The organism is Streptomyces luteolus (genome assembly GCF_029968015.1).
GTDB classification, from domain to species: domain Bacteria; phylum Actinomycetota; class Actinomycetes; order Streptomycetales; family Streptomycetaceae; genus Streptomyces; species Streptomyces luteolus.
In genome coordinates, this window is sequence record NZ_JASCIS010000027.1 from 14963 (window position 1) to 32852 (window position 17890).

General features: G+C 69.6%; 10 protein-coding genes. 6 read left to right on the plus strand and 4 right to left on the minus strand.

Annotated elements, in window-relative coordinates; genetic code table 11:
- Positions 1-18: 18 nt before the first annotated feature.
- The gene (locus tag QIT00_RS24540) at positions 19-1191 is read right to left on the minus strand and encodes a winged helix-turn-helix domain-containing protein (protein WP_282537548.1); all 1173 of its coding nucleotides are present in this window, start codon (positions 1189-1191) and stop codon (positions 19-21) included.
- A gap of 29 nt (positions 1192-1220) precedes the next feature.
- Positions 1221-1805, minus strand: a complete 585-nt coding sequence (locus tag QIT00_RS24545) for a GNAT family N-acetyltransferase (RefSeq protein WP_282537549.1) — start codon at positions 1803-1805, stop codon at positions 1221-1223.
- Between the two features lie 250 nt (positions 1806-2055).
- On the opposite strand from QIT00_RS24545, the gene secA reads away from it, so the two are divergent.
- A complete protein-coding gene (secA, locus tag QIT00_RS24550; protein ID WP_282537550.1) occupies positions 2056-4902 on the plus strand; it encodes a preprotein translocase subunit SecA in 2847 nt (948 codons plus the stop codon).
- A 99-nt stretch (positions 4903-5001) separates the two neighbouring features.
- On the opposite strand, the gene QIT00_RS24555 is transcribed toward secA, so the two are convergent.
- A complete protein-coding gene (locus QIT00_RS24555) occupies positions 5002-5490 on the minus strand; it encodes an Rv3235 family protein (protein ID WP_282537551.1) in 489 nt (162 codons plus the stop codon).
- 299 nt (positions 5491-5789) lie between these two features.
- On the opposite strand from QIT00_RS24555, the gene QIT00_RS24560 reads away from it, so the two are divergent.
- Positions 5790-6296 (plus strand): DUF6912 family protein, encoded by a 507-nt coding sequence (locus QIT00_RS24560; protein ID WP_282537552.1) that lies wholly within the window; start codon positions 5790-5792, stop codon positions 6294-6296.
- A gap of 111 nt (positions 6297-6407) precedes the next feature.
- A complete protein-coding gene (locus QIT00_RS24565; RefSeq protein WP_282537606.1) occupies positions 6408-7082 on the plus strand; it encodes an HAD family hydrolase in 675 nt (224 codons plus the stop codon).
- 307 nt (positions 7083-7389) lie between these two features.
- On the opposite strand, the gene QIT00_RS24570 is transcribed toward QIT00_RS24565, so the two are convergent.
- The gene (locus QIT00_RS24570) at positions 7390-7956 is read right to left on the minus strand and encodes a DJ-1/PfpI family protein (protein ID WP_282537553.1); all 567 of its coding nucleotides are present in this window, start codon (positions 7954-7956) and stop codon (positions 7390-7392) included.
- A gap of 530 nt (positions 7957-8486) precedes the next feature.
- Here QIT00_RS24570 and QIT00_RS24575 point away from each other — a divergent pair.
- From QIT00_RS24575 to QIT00_RS24585, 3 genes are all read left to right on the plus strand, one after another.
- Positions 8487-13421 (plus strand): NAD-glutamate dehydrogenase, encoded by a 4935-nt coding sequence (locus QIT00_RS24575; RefSeq protein WP_282537554.1) that lies wholly within the window; start codon positions 8487-8489, stop codon positions 13419-13421.
- A 313-nt stretch (positions 13422-13734) separates the two neighbouring features.
- Positions 13735-16644, plus strand: a complete 2910-nt coding sequence (locus tag QIT00_RS24580; protein ID WP_282537555.1) for a bifunctional glycosyltransferase/CDP-glycerol:glycerophosphate glycerophosphotransferase — start codon at positions 13735-13737, stop codon at positions 16642-16644.
- A complete protein-coding gene (locus QIT00_RS24585) occupies positions 16641-17876 on the plus strand; it encodes a glycosyltransferase (protein ID WP_282537556.1) in 1236 nt (411 codons plus the stop codon). The genes QIT00_RS24580 and QIT00_RS24585 overlap by 4 nt, the downstream gene beginning before the upstream one ends.
- The last annotated feature ends 14 nt before the right edge of the window (positions 17877-17890 follow it).

Genomic DNA, 17890 nt, shown 5'->3' on the forward strand with positions numbered 1-17890 from the left:
CGGCTCACCGGCGGCGGCTCAGACGAGAGCCGCCGCCAGCGGTGCGTGCAGCTCCACGGGCGTCACCCGCTCCACGCGGACCTGATCACAGCCCACCCACTCGGCGGCCTCCCGCAGCGCCTTCGCCATGGGCTCCACGGCCTTCGGGGTGTCGAGGGAGGCGTGCTTCGCCACCAGCGTGCCGCCCTCGCGCGCCGGGTCCACACGGCCCAGGAGACGGCCTCCGGACAGCAGCGGCATCGCGAAGTAGCCGTACACCCGCTTCGGCTTCGGGACGTAGGCCTCCAGGCGGTGGGTGAAGCCGAAGATGCGCTCCGTACGCGCGCGCTCCCAGATCAGGGAGTCGAAGGGCGAGAGCAGCGTCGTCCGATGCCGTCCCCGGGGCGCGCTCGCCAGCGCCGCCGGGTCCGCCCACGCGGGCTTGGACCAGCCCTCGACCCGCACCGGCACCAGTCCCGAGTCCGCGACGACGGAGTCGAACTGCTCGTTCTTCAGGCGGTGATAGTCCGCGATGTCGGAACGCGTGCCCACCCCCAGCGCCTCCCCGGCCAGTCTCACGAGGCGGCGCAGACACTCTCGGTCGTCCAGGTCGTCGTGGAGCAGCTCGCCCGGTACGGCGCGCTCCGCCAGGTCGTACACCCGCTTCCAGCCGCGGCGCTCCACGCACACCACCTCGCCGTACATCAGGGCGCGCTCCACGGCGACTTTCGACTCGGACCAGTCCCACCACTCGCCCTTGTTCTTCGCGCCGCCCAACTCCGTCGCCGTGAGCGGGCCTTCGGCGTGCAGCTGCTTGACGACCTGGTCGTACGCCGACTGCTTCAGGTCGTGGTACCAGTGCGGGCGGGAGCGGTACGCGCGGCGGCGGAAGGCGAAGTGCGGCCACTCCTCGATGGGCAGGATGCACGCCGCGTGCGACCAGTACTCAAAGGCGTGCGTGTCCGTCCAGTACGCCTCCTCCACCGGCTTGCGGCCGAGGGCGCCGAGCCTCGCGTACGGAATCAGCTCGTGGGAGCGGGCGAGCACCGAGATCGTGTCGAGCTGGACGGCGCCCAGGTGGCGCAGGACGCCGCGCACCCCGCCGCGGCGGTCGGGCGCGCCGAGGAAGCCCTGGGCGCGCAGGGCGATACGGCGTGCCTCGTCGGCGGAGAGCTCGACGTCGGGGACGGCTGGTGCCACGGCGGAGGTCATGTCCGTACCGTAGGGCCCACCACTGACAGTCAGGGCTGACCTGCGGATTTCGCGGGCAAGTACGGGTCGAGCGGCGGCAGTTCGAGGTCCGACGGCAGCAGCGAGCCGACCCAGCAGTCGCGTCGGGTGCCGCGGTGCAGCTGGCCGGCGCGCAGCGTGCCCTCCAGGGTGAAACCGCAGCGGACCGCCACCGCGCGTGAGGCGGTGTTGCCCACCTCGGCACGCCACTCCAGGCGGTCGATCGCCGCGCGTGTGAACGCCCAGCGGGACAACGCGCGGAGCGCCTCGGTGACGTACCCGCGGCCGCGCTGCTCCTTCACCGACCAGAAGCCCACCTCGGCGGCGCCCTCGCCGCGCAACATGATCCCCATCACGGCCACCAGAACGCCCTCCGCGCGTGTGCGGATCGCGAACGTGTACTCCCTGCTGTTGCGCCAGGCCTCCGGAGCGAAGGTCCGTGTGAAGTTCTCGGCGTGTGCGCGCTCATAAGGAGAGGGAACGGTCGTCCAGCGCTGAATGGCGGGGTCCTGGCAGGCGGCGTAGCAGTCCTCGGTGTCGTCGGGGCCGAGGGGGCGCAAAACCAGGCGTTCGGTGGTGAGTGTGACCGGTTCCATCGGCCGATTCTCGACCCGTACGGACAGCGGGCGCCAGAACTTTTGCCGAGCGCACGGGCACCTACCGGGGCACTGAAGCGTTCTCCAAGAGGATGGCGGGTGGCCTTCGTCACGACGACCCTCCCGAGCCGGAGTCGTCCTCGCTTACGATGGCCGTTGCGGTGCGGCCCACCTGCTGTGCCCGAACCGCCGCCGAATCCGAGACAGAAACCGACCGAGCCAGGCCCGACCGGCAAGGAGACCAACCCTCGTGTCCGTCTTCAACAAGCTCATGCGTGCAGGCGAAGGAAAGATCCTGCGCAAACTGCACCGCATCGCGGACCAGGTCAACTCCATCGAAGAGGACTTCATCAGCCTCTCCGACGCCGAGCTGCGCGCCCTCACGGACGAGTACAAAGAGCGCCACCAGGAGTGGGTCGACAGCGACGGCAAGTCCGGAGACAGCCTCGACGACCTGCTGCCCGAGGCCTTCGCCACGGTGCGCGAGGCCGCCAAGCGCGTCCTGGGGCAGCGCCACTACGACGTGCAGTTGATGGGTGGTGCGGCGCTCCACCTCGGCTATGTCGCGGAGATGAAGACGGGTGAGGGCAAGACCCTCGTCGGCACGCTCCCGACGTACCTCAACGCCCTTTCGGGCAAGGGCGTCCACCTGATCACGGTCAACGACTACCTGGCCGAGCGCGACTCCGAGTTGATGGGCCGCGTCCACAAGTTCCTCGGCCTGTCCGTCGGCTGCATCCTCGCCAACATGTCGCCGGCCCAGCGCCGCGAGCAGTACAACTGCGACATCACGTACGGCACGAACAACGAGTTCGGCTTCGACTACCTCCGCGACAACATGGCCTGGTCCCAGGACGAACTCGTCCAGCGCGGCCACAACTTCGCGGTGGTCGACGAGGTCGACTCCATCCTCGTCGACGAGGCGCGGACGCCGCTGATCATCTCCGGCCCCGCCGACCAGGCCACCAAGTGGTACGGCGACTTCGCCAAGCTGGTCACCCGCCTGACCAAGGGCGAGGCGGGCAACCAGCTCAAGGGCATCGAGGAGACCGGCGACTACGAGGTCGACGAGAAGAAGCGCACCGTCGCCATCCACGAGTCCGGCGTCCAGAAGGTCGAGGACTGGCTGGGCATCGACAACCTCTACGAGTCGGTGAACACCCCGCTCGTCGGTTACCTCAACAACGCCATCAAGGCGAAGGAACTCTTCAAGAAGGACAAGGACTACGTCGTCATCGACGGCGAAGTCATGATCGTCGACGAGCACACCGGCCGTATCCTCGCCGGCCGCCGCTACAACGAGGGCATGCACCAGGCGATCGAGGCGAAGGAAGGGGTGGACATCAAGGACGAGAACCAGACGCTCGCCACGATCACCCTGCAGAACTTCTTCCGCCTCTACGGCAAGCTCTCCGGCATGACCGGTACGGCCATGACGGAGGCCGCCGAGTTCCACCAGATCTACAAGCTGGGTGTCGTCCCGATCCCGACGAACCGCGCCATGGTCCGCATGGACCAGTCGGACCTGATCTACCGCACGGAGAAGGCCAAGTTCGACGCGGTGGTCGACGACATCGCCGAGAAGCACGCCAAGGGCCAGCCGATCCTCGTCGGCACCACCTCGGTCGAGAAGTCCGAGTACCTCTCGCAGCAGCTCGCCAAGCGCGGCGTGCCGCACGAGGTGCTCAACGCCAAGCAGCACGACCGTGAGGCCTCGATCGTCGCCCAGGCCGGACGCAAGGGCTCCGTCACGGTCGCCACGAACATGGCCGGTCGCGGTACGGACATCAAGCTCGGCGGCAACCCCGACGACCTCGCGGAGGCCGAGCTGCGCCAGCACGGCCTCGACCCCGAGGAGCACATCGAGGAGTGGGCCGCCGCCCTGCCCGCCGCCCTGGAGCGCGCGGAGGAGGCCGTCCAGGCCGAGCACGACGAGGTGAAGGACCTCGGCGGCCTGTACGTCCTGGGCACCGAGCGCCACGAGTCCCGCCGTATCGACAACCAGCTGCGCGGTCGTTCCGGCCGTCAGGGCGACCCCGGCGAGTCCCGCTTCTACCTCTCGCTCGGCGACGACCTGATGCGCCTGTTCAAGGCCCAGATGGTCGAGCGCGTCATGGCGATGGCCAACGTCCCGGACGACGTCCCGATCGAGAACAAGATGGTCACGCGCGCCATCGCCTCGGCCCAGTCGCAGGTCGAGCAGCAGAACTTCGAGACGCGTAAGAACGTCCTCAAGTACGACGAGGTCCTGAACCGCCAGCGCGAGGTCATCTACGGCGAGCGCCGCCGCGTCCTGAAGGGCGAGGACCTGCACGAGCAGATCCGTCACTTCATGGACGACACGATCGACGCGTACATCCAGGCGGAGTCCGCCGAGGGCTTCGCCGAGGAGTGGGACCTGGACCGCCTCTGGGGCGCGTTCAAGCAGCTCTACCCGGTGCAGGTCGGCATCGAGGAGCTGGAGGACATGGCCGGTGACCGCGCGGGCCTGACCGCCGAGTTCATCAGCGAGTCCATCAAGGAGGACATCCACGCGCAGTACGACGCGCGCGAGGAGCAGCTCGGCTCGGAGATCATGCGTGAGCTGGAGCGCCGCGTGGTCCTCTCCGTCCTGGACCGCAAGTGGCGCGAGCACCTCTACGAGATGGACTATCTCCAGGAGGGCATCGGCCTGCGCGCGATGGCGCAGAAGGACCCGCTGGTCGAGTACCAGCGCGAGGGCTTCGACATGTTCACCGCGATGATGGAGGGCATCAAGGAGGAGTCCGTCGGCTACCTGTTCAACCTGGAGGTCCAGGTCGAGCAGCAGGTCGAGGAGGTTCCCGTCGAGGACAAGGCGGCGTCCCTGGAGAAGGCTCCGGTCGAGGACGCGGTGCCCGCGGGGGCCGGCCGTCCGGAGATCCGCGCCAAGGGCCTCGAGGCCCCGCAGCGCCCGGACCGGCTGCACTTCTCGGCGCCGACGGTCGACGGCGAGGGCGGTGTCGTGGAGGGCGACTTCAGCAACGACGACGAAGGCGGGGTCCGCTCGTCCTCGGACGGTATGACGCGCGCCGAGCGCCGCAAGGCCCAGAAGGGCGGCCGCCGCCGCAAGAAGTGACGCGGGGCGGCACATCGTACGTACGTTGTCGGGGCCGGGGCTCAGCGGAAGCTGGGCTTCCGGCCCCGCGGCGTTCGCGTCCCTGCGGGCGTCCGGGACTCAGGCCGGCTGGCGCTCCCCGCCCAGTTCCACGGCGGCACAGCGCCAGCGCAGGTCGGAGCCGCGCTCCAGGCGGAACGCCATGGCCCGCACCTGGTCACCGGCACCGATGCACGCGCTGGCCTCGACCACACCCGGGCTGAGCGGAAGCGCCCGGCAGGTGCGCACGACGGGACGCGGCCCGTGCGCCTGGAACGGCGCGTGCGGGGCGAGCTCGACGAGCTGCTGGTAGCCGTGGCCGACGGTGTGGTTGAGCATCCAGTGCACCGGCCGCTCACCGCTCAGCACTGCGAGCAGGCGCTCGGCGAACAGCTCGTGCGGCTTGAACCGCCTCCGCTGCGCCGGTACGGCCGCGGGCCTGCGCTGGTCGCGACGGTTGCCGGGCCTGGTCACCGCCCGCCCGCCGGGGCGGGTGCCGCCTCCGGTCCGCTGGCGGCCGGGGCCCCTGGATCCCCTGGAACCGTGTGAGTCGTTCTGTGTCACATCCATGATCATTTTCCCCGTATCTGCCGGGCCCGGAATTGCTACCGGGCAGTAGCCACGGGATTTCTTGTACGGGTACGAGCCTTGGTCGCGCAACGTGGCGTCACGCTCCGTGAAGCCCTTCCGAAAGATCACCTATCAGGGTGAGGGCCCAAGGGGCGACTGGCCTCGGAGCCGCTCACTCCGGAGACAATCCGGACGTAAGCGAAAGCTCGGTGCCTCGAACCAGCCCCCCGATGGGGGACTTCCGACCCGTATCCTGAGGGTCTTCAAGCCCACGTCCAACGACGAAGAAAGCGGCGGCCATGCGCGTCTACGTACCCCTGACCCTCCCCGGGCTCGCCGAGGCGCACAAGGCGGGCGAGCTGGGCCCCGGACCGCTGACGGCCTACGCGGTGACGCCCGCGCTGCGCGAGTGGTACGTCTCGGACGACATCGAGGAGCTGGAGTACGCGGCGCTGAACCGGGCCGCGTCCGCGTCGCTGCGGATGCTCGCCGGCAGCCCCGGTGCCGCGCGGCGCCGGGTCGTGGTGGCCGTGGACGTGCCGGACGCCGAGGCGACCGTGGACCCGGACCACGGGCTTGCCGTCAGCGCGCTCGGCGAGGTGCGCCTCGCGCGGGCCGTGCCCCTGGCGAAGGCCGCGGCGGTGCACGTCGACTCCGACGACGCCGAGGCCGACGTGCGGGCCGCGGCGGACGCCCTGGGCGCGGCGGACCAGGGGGACGACGACGCCCAGTTCACGGTGGACGGGGCGGAGGACCACGAACTGCTCTGGTTCGCCACGCAGGAGATCCCGAACATCGTGGGCTGAGCCGCGGCCGACCTGCCCCGCCCTGGTGCGGCGTGCCTCCATCCTGGCTCTCCTGGCTCTGACCAGGGCTTACGTCGAGTCGCGTCGAGTTATCCACAGGCTTGGAGGCGGATCGCGTCCTCCGGGTACCGTCTTGGGCATGGCGTCTGGGACTGGAACGGCACGCTGTTCCACGACATCGACGTGGTCATCAGGGCCACCAACGCGTCGTTCGAGGAGATCGGCCTGCCGCCGATCACGCTCGAGCGGTACCGCGAGCTGTACTGCGTACCGGTGCCGCGCTTCTACGAGCGGCTCATGGGCCGCCTGCCCACCGACGCGGAGTGGGAGGTCATGGACGAGGCCTTCCACCGGCACTACTGGATCCTGGCGGAAAGTGCCGGGCTCGCCGAAGGGGCGGGTGAGCTGCTCGCCGACTGGCAGGCGTCCGGGCTCACGCAGTCGATGTGCTCCCTGGCCCCGCACGACCGCCTGCTGCCGATCGTGCGGACACACGGCATCGAGCACCACTTCATACGCGTCGACGGCCGCGTGGGGAACTCCACCGAGGGCAAGGCCACGCACATGGAGCGGCACATCGCGGCGCTGGCCGCGACCGTCGACCCCGCCCGCACGGTGGTGATCGGGGACGCGGTGGACGACGCGGTGGCCGCGGCGCACGTGGGGGCGCTCGCGGTGCTCTACACCGGCGGCTCGCACAGCCGCGCCAGCCTGGCCGTGGCGGGCGTGCCGGTGGTGGACACCCTCGCGGAGGCGGTCCAGGAGGCCACCCGGCTCGCGGCCTGAGCGCGCGCGACGGGAGCATGCGCGACGAGGGTATGCGCGACGAGAGCCCGCGCGACGAGAGCTCGCGCGGTGACGGCTGACCGCACGGCCGACGGGGACCGCACGGCCGACGGGCCTGGAGGTCCGGCTCCTGCCGATCTACGGATCTACGCGGCAGCGGATCCTTCGGATCTACGGCGCCGCGGATCCACGGGCCAAGGTCGCCGCGGATCCACGGGTCCAGGTCCCCGCGCACCCACGGGTCCAGCTCCCCGCGCACCCACGGGTCCAGGCCCCCGCGGACCCACGGATCTACGGCGCCGCGGATCTACGTGACCGGGGCCTTGGCGCGCAGCACGTCGATGAACTCCCGCATCCAGCGGGAGATGTCCGGCCAGGCACGGGCCGAGACGAGGGTGCCGTCGACCACGGTGTCCGCGTCCCGGAACGTCGCCCCGGCCGCCTGCATGTCCAGCTCAAGGGCCGGGAAGGCCGTGACTCTGCGGCCCACCAGGCCGCCGATGGCAGCAGTGAGGAGGGCACCGTGCCCGATCTGGGCGATCGGCCTGTCCGAGTCGAAGAACGCCTTGAGGATCTTGCGGAGCTCGGGGTCGTTGCGCAGATACTCCGGGGCGCGGCCGCCGGGGATCACCAGGGCGACATAGGCCCCGGGGTCGACCTCGGAGAAGGCGAGGTCGGCCGGCCAGGTGTAGCCGGGTTTCTCGGTGTAGGTGTCGAAGCCCGGCTCGAAGTCGTGGAGGACGAGCTGCAGCTTCTTGCGGGCGGGCGCGGCGATGTGCACGTCGTACCCCTCTTCCCGCAGCCGCAGATAGGGGTGGAGCACCTCGAGGGACTCCGCCGCGTCACCGGTCACCATCAGGATTTTCGCTGCCATGGCCGCTCGCTCCCTTGGCGTGAACCATGTGGTGCGCCGGTCCGTGGTCCTGGTCGGGAGGGCGTTCGCGCGGAGCGGCGCCTGTCCTGCCAACGTGCACCGAAGGCGGCGATTTGCCAAGTGGGGGAGTGCGCTGCGGTGGGGCCACGGAGCGCGGACGCATGAACGAGGGGGTGTTGTCCCTGTCCAGAGTGTCAAAGTAATGACCGTTCTTTTGTACACATACAGCCCATGACGGGGGCCTGGTGGGGGGAGATAGCCTTGACCCGTGATCAGCGCGATATCCCTCGGGGGCAGTGCAGCCCCCGGCCCGTGCCCGGTACGTCGGCGTGCCCGGGCGATCGTCGCGCTTCGGATTCGGGGCACGCAGCCGAAAATGGCCGAGACCGCCCCTGTCACTTCTCACCAAGGCATAGCGTCGGCGGGGACCGGAAACCCCGTGTCTCCACGTAGTGCGCTTGCTCGCCACACCGGCGTAAAAATCACTTCCTTCAACGTCACGCAACGGCGCGCGACAGGAGCCAGAGGACATGCAGACCAAGCTGGACGAAGCAAAGGCCGAGCTGCTCACACGGGCTGCCCGGGTAGCTGAGAACAGCCCGGTCGGGGGGCAACTTCCGACGGGTGCCAATACGGGAGACCGTCCGGACGAGGACACAGTGCTCTCGTACCTCCAGCGCTACTACCTGCACACCGCACCGGAAGACCTGGCGGACCGCGACCCGGTCGACATCTTCGGTGCAGCGTTCTCGCACTACCGCCTCGCGGAGGAGCGTCCGCAGGGCACGGCCAGCGTCCGGGTGCACACGCCCACGGTCGAGGAGAACGGCTGGACGTGCTCGCACTCCGTCGTCGAGGTCGTCACGGACGACATGCCGTTCCTGGTCGACTCGGTCACCAATGAGCTCTCCCGCCAGGGCCGCGGCATCCACGTCGTGATCCACCCGCAGGTCGTCGTGCGCCGGGACCTCACCGGCAAGCTCGTCGAGGTGCTCCCGGCCGGGGCGCCCGACGACGCGCACGACACGCTCACCGAGTCCTGGATCCACGTCGAGATGGACCGGGAGACCGACCGGGCCGACCTCAAGCAGATCACCAACGACCTGCTCCGGGTGCTGTCCGACGCGCGCGAGGCCGTCGAGGACTGGGAGAAGATGCGCGACGCCGCGCTGCGCATCGCCGACGAGCTGCCCAGCGAGCCGACCGCGGACGACCTGCAGAACCAGGAGGTCGAGGAGGCCCGCGAGCTGCTCAGGTGGCTCGCCGCCGACCACTTCACGTTCCTCGGCTACCGCGAGTACGAGCTGAACGAGGACGACTCCCTCGGCGCCGTCCCCGGCACCGGCCTCGGCATCCTGCGCTCCGACCCGCAGCACAGCGGCGAGGACGTGCACGGCCACCCGGTCAGCCCCTCCTTCAACCGGCTGCCCGCCGACGCCCGCGCCAAGGCCCGCGAGCACAAGCTGCTCGTCCTGACCAAGGCCAACAGCCGGGCCACGGTCCACCGCCCCAGCTACCTCGACTACGTCGGCGTGAAGAAGTTCGACGCCGAGGGCAACGTCGTCGGTGAGCGCCGCTTCCTCGGCCTGTTCTCCAGCGCCGCGTACACCGAGTCCGTGCGCCGCGTGCCGGTGATCCGCCGCAAGGTCGCCGAGGTCCTCAAGCGGGCCGGATTCTCGCCCAACAGCCACGACGGCCGTGATCTGCTGCAGATCCTCGAGACGTACCCGCGTGACGAGCTCTTCCAGACCCCGGTCGACGAGCTGCGCTCCATCGTCACGTCCGTGCTCTACCTGCAGGAGCGCCGCAGGCTGCGGCTGTACCTGCGCAAGGACGAGTACGGCAGGTACTACTCCGCGCTCGTCTACCTGCCCCGGGACCGCTACACCACGGGTGTGCGCCTGCGGATCATCGACATCCTGAAGGAGGAGCTCGGCGGCACCAGCGTCGACTTCACCGCCTGGAACACCGAGTCGATCCTCTCCCGGCTGCACTTCGTCGTCCGCGTCCCGCCGGGCACCGAGCTGCCGCGGCTGTCCGACGCCGACAAGGAGCGCATCGAGGCCCGCCTCGTCGAGGCCGCGCGTTCCTGGGCCGACGGCTTCGCGGAGGCGCTGACCGCCGAGTGCGGCGAGGAGCGCGCCGCCGAGCTGCTGCGCCGCTACAGCAACGCCTTCCAGGAGGGCTACAAGGCGGACCACACGCCGCGTGGTGCGGTCGCCGACCTGGTGCGGGTCGAGCAACTCGCCCAGAGCCCGAAGGACTTCGCGCTCTCCCTGTACGAGCCCGTGGGCGCCGGACCCGGCGAGCGGCGCTTCAAGATCTACCGCGCCGGCGGCCAGGTCTCCCTCTCCGCGGTGCTGCCCGTGCTGCAGCGCCTGGGCTGCGAGGTCGTGGACGAGCGCCCGTACGAGCTGCGCGTCAGCGACGGCACGACGGCGTGGATCTACGACTTCGGTCTGCGCATGCCCAAGGCCGCCGGGAACGGGGACTACCTCGCGGACGACGCGCGGGAGCGTTTCCAGGAGGCCTTCGCCGCCGTCTGGACCGGGCTCGCCGAGAACGACGGCTTCAACTCCCTCGTCCTGGGCGCCGGGTTGACCTGGCGGCAGGCGATGGTGCTGCGCGCGTACGCCAAGTACCTGCGGCAGGCGGGCGCCACGTTCAGCCAGGACTACATGGAGGACACCCTCCACAACAACGTCCACACCACGCGTCTCCTCGTCAGCCTCTTCGAAGCGCGGATGTCGCCGGACCGGCAGCGGGCAGGCACCGAGCTGATCGATGGCCTCCTCGAAGAGCTGGACGGCGCGCTCGACCAGGTCGCGTCGCTCGACGAGGACCGGATCCTGCGGTCCTTCCTCACCGTCATCAAGGCGACCCTGCGGACGAACTTCTTCCAGGAGGCGGGCGGCGGCAAGCCGCACACCTACGTCTCCATGAAGCTGGACCCGCAGGCGATCCCGGACCTGCCGGAGCCGCGGCCCGCCTACGAGATCTGGGTGTACTCGCCCCGTGTCGAGGGTGTGCACCTGCGCTTCGGCAAGGTCGCGCGCGGTGGTCTGCGCTGGTCCGACCGGCGTGAGGACTTCCGTACGGAGATCCTCGGCCTGGTGAAGGCGCAGATGGTGAAGAACACCGTCATCGTGCCGGTCGGCGCGAAGGGCGGCTTCGTCGCCAAGCAGCTGCCCGACCCGAGCGTGGACCGGGACGCGTGGCTCGCCGAGGGCGTCGCCTCGTACAAGACGTTCATCTCGGCCCTGCTCGACATCACCGACAACATGGTCGCGGGCGAGGTCGTGCCCCCGCAAGACGTGGTCCGGCACGACGGCGAGGACACCTACCTCGTGGTCGCCGCCGACAAGGGCACCGCGACCTTCTCGGACATCGCCAACGAGGTAGCGGAGTCGTACAACTTCTGGCTGGGTGACGCCTTCGCGTCCGGCGGTTCGGCCGGGTACGACCACAAGGGCATGGGCATCACCGCGCGCGGTGCCTGGGAGTCCGTGAAGCGGCACTTCCGGGAGCTCGGCCACGACACGCAGAACCAGGACTTCACGGTCGTCGGCGTCGGCGACATGTCCGGTGACGTGTTCGGCAACGGCATGCTGCTCTCCGAGCACATCCGCCTGGTCGCCGCCTTCGACCACCGGCACATCTTCATCGACCCGAAGCCGGACGCGGCCACCTCGTACGCCGAGCGGCGCCGGCTCTTCGAGCTGCCGCGCTCGTCCTGGGCGGACTACAACAAGGAGCTGCTCTCCGCGGGCGGCGGTGTCTTCCCGCGCAGCGCCAAGTCCATCCAGCTGAACGCGCACATCAGGGAGGCCCTCGGCATCGAGTCGGGCATCTCCAAGATGACCCCGGCCGAGCTGATGAAGACGATCCTGCAGGCGCCGGTCGACCTGCTGTGGAACGGCGGCATCGGTACGTACGTGAAGTCGAGCGCCGAGTCCAACGGCGACGTCGGCGACAAGGCCAACGACGCCATCCGGGTCGACGGAGCGGACCTGCGGGTCAAGGTCGTCGGCGAGGGCGGCAACCTCGGCCTGACGCAGCTGGGCCGGATCGAGTTCGCGCGTGCGGGCGGCCGGGTCAACACGGACGCGATCGACAACAGCGCGGGCGTGGACACCTCCGACCACGAGGTGAACATCAAGATCCTGCTCAACTCCGTGGTCGCGGACGGCGACATGACGGTGAAGCAGCGCAACAAGCTGCTCGCCGAGATGACCGACGAGGTCGGCCGCCTGGTCCTGCGCAACAACTACGCACAGAACACGGCGCTGGCCAACGCTCTGGCGCAGTCGTCGAGCATGGTCCACGCCCAGCAGCGCTTCCTGCGCACGCTGGTGCGCGAGGGCCACCTCGACCGCTCCCTCGAGTTCATGCCCACCGACCGCCAGATCCGGGAGCGCCTGAACGCCGGGCTCGGCCTGACGCAGCCGGAGACGGCGGTGCTGCTCGCGTACACGAAGATCACCGTCGCGGAGGCGCTGCTCGGCACGGACCTGCCGGACGACAAGTACCTCCAGGGCCTGCTGCACGCGTACTTCCCGACGGCGCTGCGCGAGCGGTTCCTCGACCAGATCGACGCGCACGCGCTGCGCCGGGAGATCGTCACGACGGTCCTCGTGAACGACACGGTCAACTCGGGCGGTACGAGCTTCCTGCACCGGATGCGCGAGGAGACCGGTGCCTCGCTCGAAGAGGTGGTGCGCGCCCACACCGCGGCCCGTGCGATCTTCGGGCTCGGCGAGGTCTGGGACGCGGTCGAGGCGCTGGACAACGTCGTGGCGGCGGATGTGCAGACCCGGATCAGGCTGCACTCGCGGCGCCTGGTGGAGCGCGGCACGCGCTGGCTGCTCAACAACCGGCCGCAGCCGATCGACCTGGCGGAGACCATCGAGTTCTTCCACGAGGGCGTGACGCAGGTCTGGTCGGAGCTGCCGAAGCTGGTGCGCGGCGCGGACCTGGAGTGGTACCAGCGGATCTTCGAGGAGTTGACCGGCGCCGGAGTGCCGGAGGAGCTGGCGCAGCGCGTGGCCGGGTTCTCGTCGGCGTTCCCGACGCTGGACGTGGTGCTGATCGCGGACCGGATGGACAAGGCGCCGCTGGAGGTCGCCGAGGTCTACTACGACCTCGCGGACCGGCTGCAGATCACCCAGCTCATGGACCGGATCAGCGCGCTGCCGCGCAGTGACCGCTGGCAGTCGATGGCGCGTGCGGCGATCCGTGAGGATCTGTACGCGGCGCATGCGGCCCTCACCGCGGATGTGCTCGCGGTGGGCAACGGCACATCGACGCCCGAGCAGCGCTACAAGGCCTGGGAGGGGCAGAACGCCGCGATCCTGGGCCGCGCCAAGGCGACGCTCGACGAGATCCAGGGTTCGGACGACTTCGACCTCGCCAACCTGTCCGTGGCGATGCGGACGATGAGGACGCTGCTGCGTACGCACGGCTGAGTCCGTACCGCGTACCACTCGCTACCTCGACCTCGGGTAGTCCACACAGGGCGCCCCGGCCTGAAGCTCAGGCCGGGGCGCCCTGTTGTGTGCCCGGCCGTCATCCGAGTCCCCGAGTCCCCGAGTCCCCGTGTGCCCGGCCGTTGCCATCTGCCCGGTTAGACCGCTGGACCCCGAATTTCTAACAATTCACCGGTATGGCACATTTGACTCCTGTCGCCGGAACGGGCCAACCTACGCGGGCTCGCGTACCGGGCATGTCGGACAATCGAGAGGATGTTGAACGAGCGGTGCAGGTTGCCTGGAGGAACGCATGGGTTTGATCGCTGAGCGCGACACCGAGGCCCGCCCGGACGTCGAAGTCGAAGCGGACGTCTCCGTCGTCGTGATCGTCTACAACGATGAGGCCCGGCTCCCGGCCGCGGTGCGGTCCGTGCTCGACCAGACCCTGCGCGGCGTCGAGGTCGTGATCGTCGACGACTGCAGCACCGACGGCTCGTACGAGGTGGCGCGGCGGCTCGCGGCCGAGAACCCGGAGCGGGTGCGCGCCTTCCAGCTGCCGGAGAACAGCGGCGGGTGCGGCGAGCCGCGCAACGTCGGCATCGGCCACACCCGCGGCCGGTACGTGATGTTCCTCGACAGCGACGACGTCCTGGAACGCAACGCCTGCCGCAACCTCCTGGAGGCCGCCGAGCGCGACGGCTCCGACATCGTCTCCGGCCTCTGCGTACGCCTGCACCTGGACCGGCGGAGCAAGAAGCGCGACGAGTGGTACCCCTGGCTCTACGCGCGCACCCAGGTCCTGGAGTCGGTCACCGAGCTGCCGGACCTGCTGGCGTGGGACACGCTCTCCACGAACAAGATGTACCGCCGCGACTTCCTCATGGAGAACCAACTCCGGTTCCTCAGGGGGATGTTCTACGAGGACCTGATGTTCATCGCCGAGGCGTATGTCGCCGCGGGCCGCATCAGCCTCATACCCAACCAGGTGTATTTCTGGCACGTGTACGAGAAGGCGGCCGCCAAGTCGATCTCCAACCGGCGGCACGAGATGACCAACTTCGTGCACCGGATGGAGATCCACCGCCGCATCGACGCGCTCCTCGCCGAACGCGGCCTGACCGAGCTGAAGCGCGCCAAGGACGTCAAGTTCCTCAAGCACGACCTCGTGCTCCACCTGCGCGACCTGCCGTTCCGCGACGACTCCTACCGCCAGGAGTTCGCCGGCATCGCCCGCGACTACCTCACCTCGCTCGCCCCCGAGGCGTACGACGAGGTGCAGCCGATCCACGCCGTCTGCGCCTATCTGCTGCGCGAGAACGACTGGGACAACCTGCTCCCGGCCGTCGACACCCTCACCAACCGCGACAAGATCTCCGCCCCGCTCGTGGAGCGCGACGGCCATGTCTTCTGGTGCGCGGACCACCTCGACGACTCCTTCGGCCGGCACGTCCTGGACGTCACCGACCTCGGCTACCACACCAGGACCGTCGACCGGATGTTCCTGCGCAACGCCCTCACCGGCTACGAGGAGCGCGGCGGCACGGTCCGCCTCGGCGGCCGGATCGTCAACCCGCTCGGTGTGATCCCCGAGGGCGCGCGGCTCTCCGGCGAGCTGGAGTTCAGCGCCCGCCGCCGCAGCCTGCAGAGCTTCCGCTTCCCGGTGGCCGAGCTGCGCCACGAGGGCGCCTTCGTGAGCTGGGAGGCCGAGGCCGACCTCGCCGGGAGGCTGCGCCCGCTGGGCATCGTGGACGAGGTGTGGGACGTACGGCTCAAGCTGGACGTGGACGGGGTGCGGACCACGACCCGGCTCACCGCGAGCGAGCCCGAACCGGCCCAGGGACTGCTTCCGGTGCGGCCCCGGCTGACCCGGCTTGTCGCCGACCATGTGGAGCCCGAGGTGTCGCAGCGCGGCCACCTCTGCTTCCGTCTGGTCACGCGCGACCGCGTCGAGGACAAGGACCGGGTGCGCGAACTCGTCGTACGCGGCGTGCGGGGGCGCCCCGGCAAGCTCGCCAAGAGCGGGTTCCGCAGGGCCAAGGAGATCCGCAAGAACCTCACCTCGGGCGAGACCAAACTCCGCGTGTACGACGAGGTGTTCAGCCGGCTGCCCGTGAAGAAGGGCCTGGTCGTCTTCGAGAGCCAGCTCGGCAAGCAGTACAGCGACAGCCCGAAGGCCATCTACGAGGAGATGCGCCGCCAGGGCCTGGAGTTCGAGGCGGTCTGGTCGTACGCGGGATCTCCGGAGGGCTTCCCCGCCGACGCCACCCTCGCACGCCGCTGGTCGCTGCCCTACCTCAAGGCTCTGGCGCAGGCGGAGTTCTGGGTGGACAACCAGAGCTATCCGCTGAAGCTGACCAAGCGGCCCGAGACCACCTACATCCAGACCTGGCACGGCTCCGCGCTCAAGCGGATGGGCTTCGACGAGCCGGCCTGGAAGCTCAGGTCGCAGCCGCGGCAGGAGGAGCAGCAGCGGGTCCTGAACCGCTTCGACCGGTTCCTGATCCGCTCCGAGCACGATGTGCGCACCCTCGCCAAGGCGTTCCGGCTGCAGGAGAGGACACTGCTGCGTGTCGGCTATCCGCGTAATGACGCACTGGTGCACGCCAGGGAGCGCGAGGCCGCCGAGGGGCGCCGCACCCGTGGGCCGCTCGCCGCCGAGCTCGGCATCCCCGAGGACAAGCAGGTCCTCCTCTACGCCCCCACGTTCCGCAAGCAGGGCGGCCGGAGCCGGCGTTTCGAGCTGCCCTTCGACGTGGAGCGGTTCGCGGAGCAACTCGGCGACCGGTACGTGCTGCTGGTGCGCTCGCACTACCTCAACCACGTGGTGCTCCCGCCGTCCGTGCGCGGCACCGTCGTCGACGTCTCCGCCCGGCACGACGTCAACCCGCTGATGGAGCTGTCCGACGCGCTGATCACCGACTACTCCTCGGTGATGTTCGACTACGCCCTCCTGGACCGCCCGATGCTGTTCTTCGCGTACGACTACGAGGAGTACGTGCACGAGGGCCGAGGCACCTACTTCGACCTGCTCGAACGCGCGCCGGGCCCGGTCGTGCGGAGCGAGGACGAGCTGTACGGCGCGCTGGAGTCGCTGACCGAGGACGAGGCCAAGTACCAGCCGGAGCGCGAGCGGTTCGTGGCCGAGTTCGGCGAGTACGACAAGGGGACCGCCGCCCGCAGCATCGTCGAGCAGTTCTTCTCCCACTGGAGCCGGGCATGAGCACCCAGACCACCCAGACCACCCAGACCGCCCAGTCCACCCAGTCCACCCAGACCGCCCAGTCCACCCAGTCCCCGCAGTCCTTCCCCCAGCGGGACGTCTTCTTCGTCAGCAACAGCGTCAACGAGCTGGGCGGAGTCACGAGTTGGTCGCACCAGATGGCCCGCCTCTTCACCGAGAGCGGCCACCGCGTGCATGTCATCGGCATCACCGAGCCCGCCGAGCCGCAGGACATCGGCACGGACCTGCCGTACCCGACGACGACGCTCTACGACGAGCACCCGCCGCGCGTCGGCCCGGCCCGCGGGATCAAGGGGCGGCTCAACATCGCCGAGCGACGGCTGCGGGCCGCGCGCACGGCGGGCATGCACGAGCAGGCGGCGAAGCTGACCGCGCTGTTCCGGCGGGCGCGGCCCGGCGCCGTCGTGATCGTCACGCAGGTGTGGGCGATGGAGTGGGTGACGCTCGCCGACACCACGGGCCTGACGGTGATCGGCATGAGCCACGAGTCGTACGCGTACACGCGTGCCTGCTCGCGCTACGGGCGGGTGCGGAAGTTCTACAAGGACGTGGACCGGATGCTCGCGCTCACCCGGGAGGACGCCGACCTGTGGATCCGCAAGGGCGGCATGGACAACGCGTCGTACATGCCGAACCCGCTGCCCTTCATGCCCGAGGTGCCCTCGCCGCGCACCGGGAAGGTCGTCACCAGCATCGGCCGGCTGCACGACCAGAAGGGCATCGACATGCTCCTGGACACCTGGGCGGAGGTCGCGCCGCTGCACCCGGACTGGCGCTTGCGGATCTACGGCTCCGGCGAGGACGAGGAGCAGCTCAAGCAGCAGTGCACCGACCTGGGGCTTGACGGCTCGGTGGAGTGGATGGGCCGGACCGGTGATGTGCCGGGGGCGCTGCGCGGCGGCTCGGTGTTCGTGCAGTCCTCGCGCGGGGAGGGCTTCCCCCTCGCGCTGATGGAGGCGATGGCGGCCGCGGTGCCGTGCGCCGCGTTCGACTGCGCGCCGGGCGTGCACGAGATCGTCCAGGACGGCGAGGACGGGCTGCTCGCCGGGCTCGGCAACACCGGTGAACTGGCCCGCCGACTGGACACGTTGATGTCCGACAAGGAGCTGCGGGACAAGATGGGCGAGCTGGCACGGCAGAACATCCAGCGGTACACGACGGCCGAGATCGTGCGCCGCTGGGAGGAACTGTTCGCGTTCCTGGAGCGCTGAGTTCCGTCTGTGGA